This is a genomic window from Bradyrhizobium sp. 33ap4 (assembly GCF_032654765.1).
Classification (GTDB): Bacteria; Pseudomonadota; Alphaproteobacteria; order Rhizobiales; family Xanthobacteraceae; genus Bradyrhizobium; species Bradyrhizobium australafricanum.
Genome location: NZ_JAUMTJ010000025.1, coordinates 1 through 13,609 on the forward strand (window position 1 = coordinate 1; position 13,609 = coordinate 13,609).

Here is a 13,609-nt window from a genome sequence, read left to right on the forward strand (position 1 = left end):
CGCGACAACATCGGCCGCCTGCAATAATTGGCGACCACGGCCACGTCCGACCTATCCGTTTGCACACAACCAAGACCCGAAGCGGTCCTGCACGCGGATGGCGCGTCGTCGCGTGCGCCATCCGCTCCTGCAATCTATCGCTTGCTATCTCTTGCGAAGAAAAAGAGCCTCAGGCCTTCAGGTCCGTGATCCGCATGATCGCGACCACATTCCCATCATTGTACGCCTGCTCTTTTGTTTCCTTGTTACAGGTCCAGACAAAATTCTTCTTGCCCGTAAAGGTCTTTCCGTCCTGCTCAAGCCGAAGCTCCCCTTCGGTGATATGGCAGATCATGGCATTCATCATCGGGGGGCCCATGGTCTTCGATCCCGGCTGCATAATGACATCGCGCATTGAGACCGTCTTAAATCCTGGGATCAGGGATGGTGTCTCGCCTTCATATTCACGCACCACGACACCTGGCCAAGGTGCCGCATCCTTGTAGCCCGTGGCTTGAGCCTTGGCGGGCTTGATCATGGCAGTCGAAACCGCTGCCAACGCGATTCCCAGTGCGGACCTTCGATCGACCTTCCTCATCGCTTTTCTCCCGACGTTACCGAACGAGCGGCCGCAAATGCAGCGCGCAAAGTTCGTGGTGAACGGTGGTGTGAAACCGAAAAAAGAACGGCCTCTAGGAGAGCGTGTGCCTGCCGATAGCACCTGTGCTGCTCGTTTGCCCGGACGGTGATTTCGGCACGTCCCGCTTCAAGGGCCACGACATTCTACGTCACCTGACGCATCCGGGGAACAGGTGGCGTTGCACGAAGACACTGCAGCCTGTCGGGAAGGTCCGAAACTGGCCCCTTAGCCGGCATGACCGAGTGCGCCTCGCGAGTGCGCACCCGAGGCTGATGCGGACATTCGTCGGCAGGCGGATTGATGGCTACACGCCCCGGATCGAGGTGCGTGCCGAGCACCACTTTGCAAACAACAAAAAAGCCGGCGTTGCCGCCGGCTTTCGTGTCTGTTGGCTCGCTGCTGCGCGATCAGTGCGCGGCTTCGAGCGCGGCTTCCTGCCGGGCAATCGTGCCCTTCACGGCCGACTGCACCTTCTCGAACGCGCGGACCTCGATCTGCCGCACGCGCTCGCGCGACACGCCGAACTCGGCGGCGAGGTCTTCCAGCGTCATCGGCTCGTCCGCCAGACGCCGCGCCTCGAAGATGCGGCGTTCGCGCGGGTTGAGCACGCCGATCGCACCGTTCAGGGCCTGGCGGCGATGATCGAACTCCTCGCTCTCGGCCATCAGGGCTTCGGCGTTGGGCGAGTTGTCGACCAGCCAGTCCTGCCATTCGCCGGCTTCGCCGTCGTCGCGGATCGGGGCGTTGAGCGACGCGTCACCGCCGAGGCGGCGGTTCATGTCGATCACGTCCTGATCGGTCACGCCGAGGCGCTTGGCAATCAGCTTGACCTGGTCGGGGTGGAGATCACCCTCTTCCAGGGCGGAGATCTTGCTCTTCGCCTTGCGCAGGTTGAAGAAGAGCTTCTTCTGGTTCGCGGTGGTGCCCATCTTCACGAGCGACCAGGAACGCAGAATGTACTCTTGTATTGACGCCTTGATCCACCACATGGCGTAAGTGGCGAGACGGAAGCCCTTCTCGGGCTCGAATCGCTTCACCGCCTGCATCAGGCCGACATTGCCTTCCGAGACGACCTCGGAAATCGGCAAGCCGTAGCCGCGATAGCCCATGGCGATCTTGGCCACGAGCCTGAGATGGCTGGTGACGAGCTTATGCGCCGCGTCGCGATCGTCATGCTCGCGCCAACGCTTGGCGAGCATGTACTCCTGCTGGGGTTCCAGCATCGGGAACTTGCGGATCTCGGCGAGGTATCGAGAGAGGCCGGATTCTCCATTGAGGACCGGCAACGTAGCTGTACGGGCCATTTGAGCGCCCTCCAGTGGTTCAGGCCCCCGATAGCGGCGGGCCCGGCAGGTGGCCGCTGGGTTAAAGCCGGCCATGCTGCGATGTTCCGCGCTGGATATTCAGCGCAGGTGCAACATACACCAAACTGTCCGTGATAGGGAAGGATTGCTGACGTCACGTCCCCGTGTGGCAGGTATAACCTGTTGTCATAACGCGGCTTTTCCGGGAGAGGTGCGTCATACCGCCGCTTCCAGCGCCCGTTGCAGAAGAAGTAAATCCTCCGGCAAAGGCGCCTCCCAGTGCAAAAGTTCTCCGGTCCGGGGGTGCTCCAATGCCAGCAGATAGGCGTGCAGGGCCTGCCGGCCCAGCGCAGTGAGTGTGTCCTTACCTTCCGCGCCGAGCTGCCCGGCCTTGGTCTTGAAGTGGGCGCCGTAAACGCTGTCGCCGAGCAGCGGATGGCCGAGATGGGCGAGGTGCACGCGGATCTGATGGGTGCGTCCGGTCTCGAGCCGGCACGCCAGCAGCGAGGCGACCGGCTTGCCGTCGCGGCCGGCAAAGCTCGATAGCACCTCGAAATGGGTGATCGCCTCGCGGCCGCCCTGGCGCACCGCCATCTTCTCGCGGGCATGCGGGTGGCGGTCGATCGGCGCGTCGATGGTGCCGCGGGGCCGGTTCGGCACGCCCCAGACGAACGCCATGTAGCCGCGCTCCATCGGCCCGGTGCGGCCATGGTCGGCGAACTGCGCGGTCAGCGACTGGTGGGCGTGGTCGTTTTTGGCGACCACCATCAGCCCCGTGGTGTCCTTGTCGAGGCGGTGCACGATGCCCGGCCGCTTGACCCCGCCGATGCCGGACAGGCTCGAGCCGCAATGCGCGATCAGCGCGTTGACCAGCGTTCCGCTGGCGTGGCCGGCGGCGGGATGCACGACGAGGCCCCTCGGCTTGTCGATGACGATGATGTCGTCGTCCTCGAACACGATATCGAGCGCGATGTCCTCGCCCTGCGGCTCGGCGGGCGCCGCCTCCGGCACGTCGATTATGATCGTATCGCCTTTGGCGACATGATAAGCGGGGTCGCGGACGACGGCGTCCTTGACGGTCACGGAACCGGCGAGGATCAGCGCCTTCAGCCGGGACCGGGACAGCTCGGGACTGCGCTGCGCGAGCACGCGGTCGAGCCGGGCCGAGCCCTCGTCGCCGGCGACGACGACCTCCAGCTTCCGACCGCCATTCGAAGAGACTTGTTGCGAAGACACTTGCAAAGATAGAGCCTTGTGATGACCGACACCGCTGTGACCGAACCGACCCCCGACCAGGCCGCGCTGATCGCGCGGGTGCGGCGCATGATGCTGATCGCGGGCCTGACCTCGGCACTGGCCGTGGCCGTCGTATTGATTGCCATCGGCTACCGCCTTTATCGCAGCGAGGGAAGCCCCGTTTCCGTTTCCGACGTCACTGCTGCGCTGCCGAAAGGCGCGCGCATCGTCGCCACCGGTGTCGCCGGCGAACGATTGGTCCTCACGCTTGACGTGGGCGGTGCAACAGAGATTCGCACATTTGATGCAAAGACGCTGAAACCTGTCGGCAGGCTGAGCTTCGTCAACGAACCCTGATCGCAGCAGTCGCGAAGCCGCGCCGTCGATCAACCGAAAGCTGCAGCGTATTTTTTGCGCATGCGTTCTCGCATCGAGAAGGTGTGTCGCCATCTTTTCGGCCGAGTTGCACGTTCAGCTTGCGCCATGTCGCAAGCCAACTCCAGCGCTTCGATCGAACAGTCCGGTGAATCCGATGCGGCAGGGTCGTGCGCCGACCCGACGCGCCGCGGGGTGTTGACCGCGCTCGCAGGCTGCGCCTGTCTCGCCGCGATCGAGCCCGCCGCCGCCGATGATGAAGAACTGCCCGGTGCCAGCGAGCGGCCGCAAAAAGCCGATCGGCTCGTGCGCGCCGAAGGCGACAAGGCCGGCCAGGTCATCAAGTCGGACGATCTGACCCTGGGCGGCCCGCCCATTCGCGCCTGGCCGCAGGATCCGAAGACCTCCGTCATCCGCAAGGGCTCGCGGCTGAACGAGGTCGTGCTCGTCAAGCTCGATCCCGCCGAACTCGACGATGCCACGCGCGCCCGCGCCCCTGACGGCATCGTCTGCTACTCGGTCATCTGCACGCATGCCGGATGTCCGATCACTGCCTGGTTGAAGGAAGAGCAGGGCGACAAGAACGTCCTGAAATGCCTCTGTCACAACTCCGAATACGATCCGCGGCAGAATGCGCAGGTCGTGTTCGGGCCGGCGCCACGTCGCCTCGCGGCATTGCCGCTGACGGTTGCCGACGGCGCGATCACGGTCGCAGCGCCATTCGTCGGAAAGGTGGGTGCTCAGCAGGGAGGATGAGGCCACATCGGGATTTCTGCATGACCTAAACTGAAAAAATCAAAACAGAGCAGGGAGGTAGCATCTCATGACAAGCAAGCAGTGGTTACTGTCGAGTTGTGTCGCATTCACGTGCCTCATTTCGACCTATGCCGTCGCGGGGCCGATCGAAAACTACAGTTCGGTGACCTCGGCGCGTCTCGAAAATCCCGAACCCGGCAACTGGATGCTGTATCGCCGGACCTATGACGGAAAGTCGGAGGCCAAGCGGTCTTAGGAAGACAACTATAACACTCAACTCCTTGGCTCACAGAACGACATGGCTACGATCCGACTTGCCGATCGTCAACAACGGCGTGATGTTTGCCGCGACCCCGATGGGGCAGGTGATCGCGCTCAACGCCAAGACCGGCGAGGAGTACTGGCGCTACAAGCGGCAGCTTCCCGACGATCTGTTCCAGCTGCACCCGACCAGCCGTGGCGTCGGCCTGTGGCAGGACAAGGTCTACTTCGCCACCACCGACGACCATGTCGTCGCGCTCGATGCCAAGACCGGCAAGGTGGTCTGGGACACCAAGGTCCAGGACTACAAGAAGGGTCAGTATCTGACGCTGATGCCGCTGGTGGTCGACGGCAAGGTGATCGTCGGCGGCTCCGGCGGCGAGTTCGGCGTGCGCGGCTATGTCGTCGCCTACGATGCCGAGAGCGGCAAGGAGCTCTGGCGCACCTTCACCATCCCCGGCGAAGGCGAGCCCGGGCACGAGACCTGGAGTGGCGACGACTGGAAGTCGGGCGGTGGATCGGCCTGGATGACCGGCACCTACGACAAGGACAACAAGACGATCCTCTGGGGCGTCGGCAACGCTGCGCCGTGGCCGGGCTCGGCTCACGCCGGCGACAACCTCTACACCAGCTCGGTGATCGGTCTCGATCCCGAGACCGGCAAGATCAAGAAGCACTTCCAGTATCACCAGAACGATTCCTGGGACTGGGACGAGGTCGATGCGCCGATGCTGGTCGACCTGCAGCGTGACGGACGTTCGTTTAAGAGCTTGATCCACCCGGGACGCGACGCGATCTTCTGGGTGCTCGAGAACAAGCCCGACAAGATCAACTACGTGTCCGGCTGGCCGTTCGTGAAGACCAATGTCTGGAAGGGCATCGAGGCCGAGACCGGTCGGCCGATCGTCGATCCCGAGCACAAGCCGGTGATCGGCAAGCGGGTCGAGTTCTGCCCGTCGCTGTGGGGCGGCAAGGATTGGCCGTCGGCGGCGTACAGCCAGAGCACCAAGCTCGTCTACGTTCCCGCCAACGAGAACTTCTGCGGCGGCTTCACGGGCGAGAAGCAGCCGCTGGTACCCGGCCAGCTCTGGCTCGGCACCAAGCCGGAGGACATCGGACTGACGCCGGCACCGAACGCCGATCATTTCGGCGAGTTGCAGGCGTGGGATCCGGCCACCGGCAAGAAGGTCTGGCAGCACGACTTCAAGACCTCGCAGCTGTTCGGCTCGGTGACGGCGACCGCGGGCGATCTGGTTCTCGCCGGCGGCACCAACGACCGGATGTTCCGAATCTTCAACGCCAAGACCGGCGAGCTGTTGTGGGAGCAGAAGACCAACTCCGGCATCATGGCGATGCCGATGTCCTATGAGGTCGACGGAACGCAATACATCGCGGTCCAGTCAGGTTGGGGCGTCGACGCGCAACGCATCCAGGATGCTCTGGCCGGCAAGGTCAAGGGCTTCGAGAACAACGTCCCGCAAGGCGGCGTGATCTGGGTGTTCGCGCTCGACAAGAAGTAAGCCACGTGATCCGAGCTTCGGTCCTGATTGAATCAGGACCGAAGCGCCGGCTTGTTATGACGCGTTTTCTCCAAGCGAAACGGTGTTCGTTCCGTTCGAAAACGCTTCTCACCTATAGGGGGCGATGCGATCGGGAAGCGGCGGATGGGGAGACCGCCGCTTCCCGGTCCGCGCTTGCTTTATTTGCCCTTGGTATCGACCTTCCGCTTCTCGTCGTCGTTCATCTGCTTGATCGTGGGATCGCGGCTGGCCTCGCCAGTGGTCTGGCCGGTGGTCGCTGGCGGGCCGCTGCTCGGAACCGAGTTCTGGTCGGGCAGCACCTTGGCCGGGCGCGTCGCGGTCGCTTTCGGCGGCGAGTCCGTCTGTGCGAGCGCAGCCTGCGTCGCAAAAAGAAAGACGCCCGCGGACAAGGCTGCCGCGAGCGTCCCGAACGTCTGAGGCGGGGTTCTCATCGATCTGCTTCCTCTATAAAGCGCGATCGATGAGAACTGCCTATCTCGTCCGTCGTTCCATCCTGAAGGATAAGATGAGCACGACTCTGTCTAGGTCATTGCGAGCGAAGCGAAGCAATCCATAGCTCGGCAAAATGGAAGGATGGATTGCTTCGTCGCTGTCGCTCCTCGCAATGACGCAGTTGATAGATTCACGTTCCTCTCACGTTTCCAGCTGCTTGCCGATCGGAAGGGCGCGGATGCGCTTTCCGGTCGCGGCAAAGATCGCGTTGATCAACGCCGGCGCAAACGGCGGCACGCCGGGCTCGCCGACGCCGCTCGGCGGGGTGTCCGCGCCGGGCGGCACGATGTAGACGTTGGTGATCACAGGCGACTCGTCCATCCGGATCACCGGGAAGTCGTCGAAATTGCCCTGCTGCACCTTGCCGTCCTTGAAGCTGATCTCGCCGTATTTGGCCAGACTCAGCCCCATGATCGCGGCACCCTCGATCTGCGAGTGGATCCGTTCCGGATTGACATAGGTGCCGCAATCGATCGCGGTGTCGACCCGCGGCACCGAGAACTTGCCCTTGTCGTCGATCGCCACCTCGACGATGGTCGCGATGTAGCTGACGAAGGAGCGGTGCACCGCGATGCCGAGGCCGTGGCCCTTCGGCACCTTTCGGCCCCACTCGCCCTTCTCGGCGACCAGCTCGACCACCTTGCGCAAGCGCGCGGTGTCGATCGGGTAGCTGTCATAGGGCTCGCCGTAGTTCCAGGGATCCTTCACCGAGGACAGGTTGACGATCCGCGGGCTTCCGATCAGCTCCAGCAGCATCTTCTTCTGGTCGCGGCCCGTCGCATGCGCGATTTCCCCGACCATGGATTGCACCGCGAAGGCGCGCGGGATGTTGGAGACCGAGCGGAACCAGCCGATCCGCGTGAACGCGGCCGCTTCCGGATTCTCGCACTGCAGGTTGGCGATCTCGAACGGGTTGTCGATCAGGCCCATGCCGAGCTCGAACGGCGCCTCGTGATTGGCGCCGGCGGCGAAGGTCGAGGCGATCGTTGGCGCCACGCTGCGGTGCCGCCACGCAATCACCTTGCCGCTCTTGTCGAGACCGGCCTCGATCCGTTCCACCGAGACGGTGTGCAGGAAGTCGTGATGCACGTCGTCCTCACGGGTCCACTGCACCTTGACCGGCGCGCCGAGCTCCTTCGACAGCAATGCCGCCTCGAGCGCGAAGTCGCATTTCGACTTGCGGCCGAAGCCGCCGCCGAGCAGCGTCACGTTGACGGTGACATTGTCCTCGGGAATGCCGAGCGTCTTGGCGACGTCCTCGCGGGTGCCGCCGGGGCTCTGCACCGGCGCCCAGATCGTGGCCTTGTCACCCTTGACGTCGGCCACCGCGACCGGCGGCTCCATGCTGACATGGGCGAGATGCGGCAAATAGTACTCGCCCGTGATCACCTTGTCGGCGCCCTTCAGCGCCGCATCGACATCGCCTTCCTTGCGCACCACGAGGCCGGGCTTGCGCGCGGCTTCCTCGAGCGAGGCACGATAGGTGATGGAGTCGTATTTGGCGTTGGCGCCGTCGTCCCAGACGATCTTCAGCGCGTCGCGGCCCTTGATCGCGGCGCCCGTGTTGCGCGCGATCACGGCCACGCCGCCGAGCGGCTGGAACTTGGACGGCCAGGGCCAGCCCTTGACCTCCATCACCTTCTCGACGCCCGGCACCTTCTTGGCCGCGCTGTCGTCGAACGACTTGAGCTTGCCGCCGGTGACCGGCGGACGCGCGATGACGGCGTATTTCAGGCCGGGCAGCCGGACATCGGCGCCGTAATGCGCCTTGCCGGTGGTGATGTCGTGCAGGTCGACGATCGAGACCTGGCCCTTGCCGAGATAGCGGAAGTCCTTGGGGTCCTTCAGCTTGAGGCCCTCGACGCTCGGCACCGACTCCTTTGCGGCGTCGGCCGCGAGTTCGCCGAAGCCTGCCTTGCGGCCGCTCGCGCTGTGCACCACCTCGTGGTTCTGCGCCTTCACCTCGGTGACCGGCACGCCCCATTTCTTGGCGGCGGCGGCTTCCAGCATCGAGCGCGCCGAGGCGCCGATCTGGCGCATCGGGATCAGATAGTGCCGCGTGCTGCGCGAGCCGTCGGTGTCCTGGTTGCCGAACTTGACCTCGTCGCCATGCGCCTGTTGGACATGGACGCGCGACCAGTCGGCCTCCATTTCCTCGGCGACGATCAAGGGCAGGCTGGTGCGCACGCCGGTGCCCATCTCGGAGCGGTGCGCCAGGATGGTGACGATGCCGTCGGGGGCGATCGCGACGAACACGCGCGGGTCGACCACGACGCCGTGCGGCATCTTGCCGGCGCCGGTTTCATAGGCGAACGCCTGGCGCGTCATCACGGGCGCGGCGAGCACGAAAGAGCCGGCGATGCCGAGCCCCTTGAGGATGCTGCGGCGCGAAACGTTCTCGACCTTCACGTGCTTCTCGAAGCCGCGAAGCTTACTGGGATTGGTGCGGATATTCATGTCACACCCCCGTCGATGCGAGATGGACGGCATTCTCGATCCGCTGGTAGCAGCCGCAGCGGCAGATATTGCCCGCCATGGCTTCGCGGATCTGGTCGTGGCTGGGCTTCGGGTTCTGGTCCAGCAGCGCCGCGGCCTGCATGATCTGGCCGGCCTGGCAGTAGCCGCACTGCGGCACGTTGACCTGGCGCCAGGCCTTCTGCACCGGATGGTCGCCGGTCGGATGCAGCCCCTCGATGGTGGTGACCTCGCGGCCGACGACGTCGGACACCGAGGTGATGCAGGCGCGAACCGCCTCCTTGTCGACGATCACGGTGCAGGCGCCGCACAGCGCCTGGCCGCAGCCGAACTTGGTGCCCGTGAGGCCTGCTTCGTCACGGAGATACCAGAGCAGCGAAAGATCCGGGTCGCCGTCCCAATTCTGTTCCTGGCCGTTGATTTTTAGTTTGATCATGGTCTGTCCTCGCTCTGCTTAAGCTATTGACCTGTGCGGCGCGAGGTGCGGAACGTCTTCCATGGCCTGCGACCGCGCTGATGTTTGTTGTGCCAAGATATTCGTGAGCCAAATCTGCCGTGCGCCAAGGCCGTCAAGCGCTTGCGCTTTGTTCCAAGCACTCCTCTCGCTTGTCCGGCGCCGTGCGGGGCGCAGCATGGTGAAGGGCTGCGATGTTAGCAGAGACGGACGCCGGGTGACTTCACAGCCAAGTGTTTTGCATTGCCATTTGGCGAAAGCAGGGCCGTGCACGACGACGACATGACATCTCAGGGTGGCCATCATGCAATCGCGCGGGCGGTGCCACTGTAGCGTGCAGGTGCGACGCGCTCGGGCAAAGGCACGCGCGGCATCTCGCCCGGCACCGCCGTCCCCGGTGCGCGATTGCGCACCTGGGGGCATCGCGCGGCGATGAACCCGGAATCCAGCGCTATGGCGCCGGATGCCCCCGGCGGCGTTCGTAAAGCATGCGTGACAAAATCCCCGCCGCAATGCACAAGGCATCTTGCGGCGGCCGGATTTCAAGGCTATTGCCTTGCCTCTCAACGCTCCCTTCGTCTAGCGGTTAGGACGCGGCCCTCTCAAGGCTGAAACAGGGGTTCGATTCCCCTAGGGAGCGCCAGCCTGAGACCTTTCGACTTGATTTCCCTTTGGTTTTCGGCGTTTTCCCCAAACCTGCGGAAGCGGTTTGGGGAATCCTGTTCGCGTTGTGTCCTTCAAGCTTGATCACCGCGTCTTCCGCGAGGGCCGCCTGATCAGCCTCCTCCGTATAGCGCTCGGCTTCAGCTAGCGTCGTGTGTCCGAGGACAGACATGATCATCTTCGCCGTTGCGCCGGCTTCGGCGAGCAAACGTCCGGCGGCTTTCCGTAGACCATGCGGCTTGCAATCGAGAGGCAGTCCGGCCTTCGAGATAGCGTCACGCATCCATCCACTGAAACCATCAACGGTGAAGGACTTGCCATAAGCAGTCGTAATGATCACGACGCGTTGCATGTCATATGCGTTGAGCGCTTCGACGGTGTCCCGATGCAACGGGATGAGGAGCTCGCGCCCAGTCTTCTGTTGCTTTATCCTGATCTTGCGTTCTGGCGTGATGTGCGTCTGCGCCATCCTGACTACGTCGGAGCGACGCTGACCCAGATTGAGGAACAGGTGAAACGCAGTGCGCTGCTTGGTCCCGAGCGGCCAGCATTTTTTGAATTGCTCAATTTCGTCGTCGGTCCACGACCGAATTTTCTTGATCTTCGGCCGCTTGATACCCAATGACGGATCATGCTTCAGCCATCCGATGTTGATCGCGTGACGGATCAGTATCCGAAGCTTCTTCAGTGTATCGAGTGCCGCACCTGGGCGATTCGCATAGGGTTGAAGAATGCCAGTGATGATGCGCTCGCGCGAGAGCCCGGCGACTGTGCGATGACCGTGTTCGATCCGGAGCGTCTCAAGACGGCCAATGTAGCCCGTCTTGCTCGTGTCACGGAGGCCAACGTATTCGGCGCTCTTCATGTAGGAGGCGATGAGCGCCGCGATAGTGCCAGGCGCGGCCGGCACAAACCGATCTCGGACCGGTACGAATTGGCCGAGCAACGCGGCTTGGTATGCCACCATAAATTCTTCGCTCGTGGGGTCATTCGGCAGACGAGAGCGAGGTCCTTTCCCACGTCGAAAGGATAGATACGTATGGCCCTTGACGTGATTACGCTCGACGTGAAGCGGCAGCTTGCGGGGCATCGATATCCTTCCACGTGTCGTCAACGCGGGTATTATTGCCATCGGAAGGCAGTTCATCAATGGCGATGTCAAGTTGACGGACATCCCAAGCCCGACGCCGCTCCCCGAGCAATCGTGCTCGGGGCATTTGGCCGTTCTTCACCATCTCATCAAAGGTGTTGGGTGACACGCAGACGTACGCGGCGGCGGCCTCGCGACTGATGAGCCGTGGTGCCAGTGATGGCGGTAGCGCTGTTTGCCGTGGCATCGCGATGCCCTATGACAGGCGATCCATTCCGCCGATCTGTGCATCGCAACATGAAGGTGCTTGGCTCGTCCAAGCAAGGGCGCGCGGTCCGATTCGGAAGCCCATGCGTGCAGTGGCGCACAAATCGGATGGTAGCACGGGACAATGCGTGTTCAGCCTCAAAATTCTCGTCGATGAATGTCGGGCCGCTGTCAAGGAACAGAAGAGGCTCCCGCGAGCAGGTCGGTCAGGAAGGCATGGGTCGCAAGAGCTGATGTGACAATCAGGACCGAACGCTGCTGGTTGGTAGGGATGAATAACACGTACACACCAGATCGCCGATGAGGTCATCGACGGCAACACAAGACGGCAGGCGCTATGGCGCGGTCACCAATATTGAGCCTTTCGTTCCGCTCCGCCGACGGCGGCTTGCGTCAAAGCCCGCAGCACACATGTAGGAGATCAGCCCGATTCTAGATCCTGACCACTTTCCAAAGTCTTGCCGGCCTAACGCCTGAACTTGATGCCGCCCGGCTCTAGGTGCGGGGCTGCTGATTGCGCTTCGTACTTCGCGTAGGCTCGACGGATTTCCATCTGGCTCCCTCCTTGGACGACACGGACCTTGCGGGATCCATCTACCAACTGGGACGCGACATCTTGCGCGTGCACTGACCAACGACTGGTCACTAGACCAGGCATTGCAGAGCCTAGTGAAAATTGGAGGCCGCTCGAGGGTCGGCGCCGAAAAGCCGGCTACTTGGCCCAAGAAATGCTTCTTTGAAAGTCACCGCTTCTCCGAGGATCAATGAGATAAATTCGTTGGGATCGGCGAGAGCAATTGATCTTTGCGTAGTCAAAGGAATGACGCGATGGAAGAAACGGTTGATGATCGCCTATTGGCGGCAATTGATAGGCTAGCAAGATCCTCCAGCGAGGTTGCCGAAGCTTTGTCGACAATGCTTAGCAAGCAGGACATTGCAAATGAACACCTGCGCAAACTTGTAACTGCTGCGGAAATGTACGGGCTACCCAGAACAAACCATAGCTTGTTTCGTACTTTGTCTGTGATTACGCAGGAACAAGCCATTGAGATAATCCGTACAGAAATGGCCGATGCTGTTTTTTTGCCGATCATGATGAGTTCAGGTTTGATGCCTTGTCAAAGGCGGGTGCGGGTGTTGTCCTCGAGTTCGGCGTCTATAGCGGTTATACCATCAGCACCATGGCCGAGCGATTTCGAGAGCGGAAGTTTTATGGCTTTGATAGCTTTATTGGCCTCCCGGAGCGCTGGAACGGATACCTTCCAGTGGACTTCGATCGCGGAGGTAAGGCGCCTGACGTTCCGGAGAACGTAGAGCTTATTGTTGGTCTGTTTGATGAGACGATTCCGGCGTTTGCTCAGCGCGAGCTGGCCATTGCGTTCATCCACGTCGATTGCGACATATATTCAAGCACAAGAAGTATTTTTACGGGTCTCAAGTCTCAGATTCGTCCGGGATGCGTTATCGTGTTTGACGAATACTTCAACTACGTAGGGTTCGAGAAGCATGAAAGATTAGCGTTCGACGAATTCATCCGTGAGACCAACTATGGTGTTAATTGGATATCGTATTCGGGGCAACAGGCCGCTTGTGTACTGACGACGGGTCCGTAGTGGCTGCAAGCCGAATACGACCGCCTGACGCGACGCCTGCGCCATGCATGTCGACAAGCTCGACGGCCGGATCGACAATACAATCTATAACGTGATGTCAGAGGAATGGCGCAAAGAGCAAGATCGCTGCTCGCGGTAGATCGTCGGCACCAGGTGTCTCCGCGCGCGTGCGTGTGTCGTCTGGTGGGCCTGGCAGGACTCGAACCTGCAACCAGACCGTTATGAGCGGACGGCTCTAACCATTGAGCTACAGGCCCCGCTGCTGAGGCGACGGCGCAGCATCGTTTACAATTTGTCTGGCGCTCCGGCAAGATTGAGCCACGCTTCCGCGCCCGCGCTTCGGACTTTTCCGCAGGTTTTCCTTTCCGTTCTCTGAAGCTTGAATTCGACCTTCAAGCCTGCTTTGGCGCAGTTGTCATGCGTCATCCTGTAAGCGCGCGACGTGCGTAGAATTAGCAGGCCG

Annotated in this window: 9 protein-coding genes, 2 tRNA genes and 2 pseudogenes; 5 read left to right on the forward strand and 8 right to left on the reverse strand. The window is 62.0% G+C overall.

Going from position 1 to position 13,609, the window contains the following annotated elements; all coding sequences use genetic code 11:
• Positions 1 to 169 precede the first annotated feature (169 nt).
• The 3 genes from Q2M23_RS20285 to Q2M23_RS20295 all read right to left on the reverse strand — a co-directional run bounded on the left by Q2M23_RS20285 (position 170) and on the right by Q2M23_RS20295 (position 3,159).
• Positions 170 to 577: a hypothetical protein gene (locus Q2M23_RS20285; protein WP_057018049.1), complete on the reverse strand. Its 408-nt coding sequence runs from the start codon at positions 575 to 577 to the stop codon at positions 170 to 172.
• Positions 578 to 1,026: 449 nt separating this feature from the next.
• Positions 1,027 to 1,923: an RNA polymerase sigma factor RpoH gene (rpoH, locus tag Q2M23_RS20290; RefSeq protein ID WP_024581019.1), complete on the reverse strand. Its 897-nt coding sequence runs from the start codon at positions 1,921 to 1,923 to the stop codon at positions 1,027 to 1,029.
• 216 nt (positions 1,924 to 2,139) lie between these two features.
• On the reverse strand, positions 2,140 to 3,159 hold the full coding sequence (locus Q2M23_RS20295; RefSeq protein WP_316396789.1) for an RluA family pseudouridine synthase: 1,020 nt from the start codon (positions 3,157 to 3,159) through the stop codon (positions 2,140 to 2,142).
• 21 nt (positions 3,160 to 3,180) lie between these two features.
• Between Q2M23_RS20295 and Q2M23_RS20300 the strand changes: the two genes are divergently transcribed.
• The 3 genes and pseudogenes from Q2M23_RS20300 to Q2M23_RS20310 form a co-directional block, all read left to right on the forward strand.
• Complete coding sequence (locus Q2M23_RS20300) at positions 3,181 to 3,516, forward strand: hypothetical protein (protein ID WP_028333161.1); 336 nt, start codon at positions 3,181 to 3,183, stop codon at positions 3,514 to 3,516.
• Positions 3,517 to 3,642: 126 nt separating this feature from the next.
• Entirely contained in the window at positions 3,643 to 4,290 is a 648-nt protein-coding gene (locus Q2M23_RS20305; protein ID WP_316396790.1) for a Rieske (2Fe-2S) protein, read from the forward strand.
• A 154-nt stretch (positions 4,291 to 4,444) separates the two neighbouring features.
• Positions 4,445 to 6,068: pseudogene (locus Q2M23_RS20310) on the forward strand (hypothetical protein); the annotation flags it as partial.
• A gap of 182 nt (positions 6,069 to 6,250) precedes the next feature.
• Here the strand turns inward: Q2M23_RS20310 and Q2M23_RS20315 are convergent.
• From Q2M23_RS20315 to Q2M23_RS20325, 3 genes are all read right to left on the reverse strand, one after another.
• On the reverse strand, positions 6,251 to 6,523 hold the full coding sequence (locus Q2M23_RS20315) for a hypothetical protein (RefSeq protein ID WP_316396791.1): 273 nt from the start codon (positions 6,521 to 6,523) through the stop codon (positions 6,251 to 6,253).
• Positions 6,524 to 6,725: 202 nt separating this feature from the next.
• Complete coding sequence (locus Q2M23_RS20320) at positions 6,726 to 9,041, reverse strand: xanthine dehydrogenase family protein molybdopterin-binding subunit (protein ID WP_316396792.1); 2,316 nt, start codon at positions 9,039 to 9,041, stop codon at positions 6,726 to 6,728.
• A 1-nt stretch (position 9,042) separates the two neighbouring features.
• Positions 9,043 to 9,495 carry a (2Fe-2S)-binding protein gene (locus Q2M23_RS20325; protein ID WP_028333166.1) on the reverse strand — a complete coding sequence of 151 codons (453 nt, stop codon included), beginning with the start codon at positions 9,493 to 9,495 and terminating at the stop codon, positions 9,043 to 9,045.
• Positions 9,496 to 10,081: 586 nt separating this feature from the next.
• Between Q2M23_RS20325 and Q2M23_RS20330 the strand changes: the two genes are divergently transcribed.
• Positions 10,082 to 10,156: transfer RNA gene (locus Q2M23_RS20330), tRNA-Glu, on the forward strand.
• Between the two features lie 189 nt (positions 10,157 to 10,345).
• Here the strand turns inward: Q2M23_RS20330 and Q2M23_RS20335 are convergent.
• Positions 10,346 to 11,350, reverse strand: a pseudogene (locus tag Q2M23_RS20335) (tyrosine-type recombinase/integrase); the annotation flags it as partial.
• A gap of 1,298 nt (positions 11,351 to 12,648) precedes the next feature.
• Here Q2M23_RS20335 and Q2M23_RS20340 point away from each other — a divergent pair.
• Complete coding sequence (locus Q2M23_RS20340; protein WP_316396793.1) at positions 12,649 to 13,146, forward strand: class I SAM-dependent methyltransferase; 498 nt, start codon at positions 12,649 to 12,651, stop codon at positions 13,144 to 13,146.
• A gap of 181 nt (positions 13,147 to 13,327) precedes the next feature.
• On the opposite strand, the gene Q2M23_RS20345 is transcribed toward Q2M23_RS20340, so the two are convergent.
• A tRNA-Ile gene (locus Q2M23_RS20345) sits at positions 13,328 to 13,403 on the reverse strand.
• Between the last annotated feature and the right edge of the window lie 206 nt (positions 13,404 to 13,609).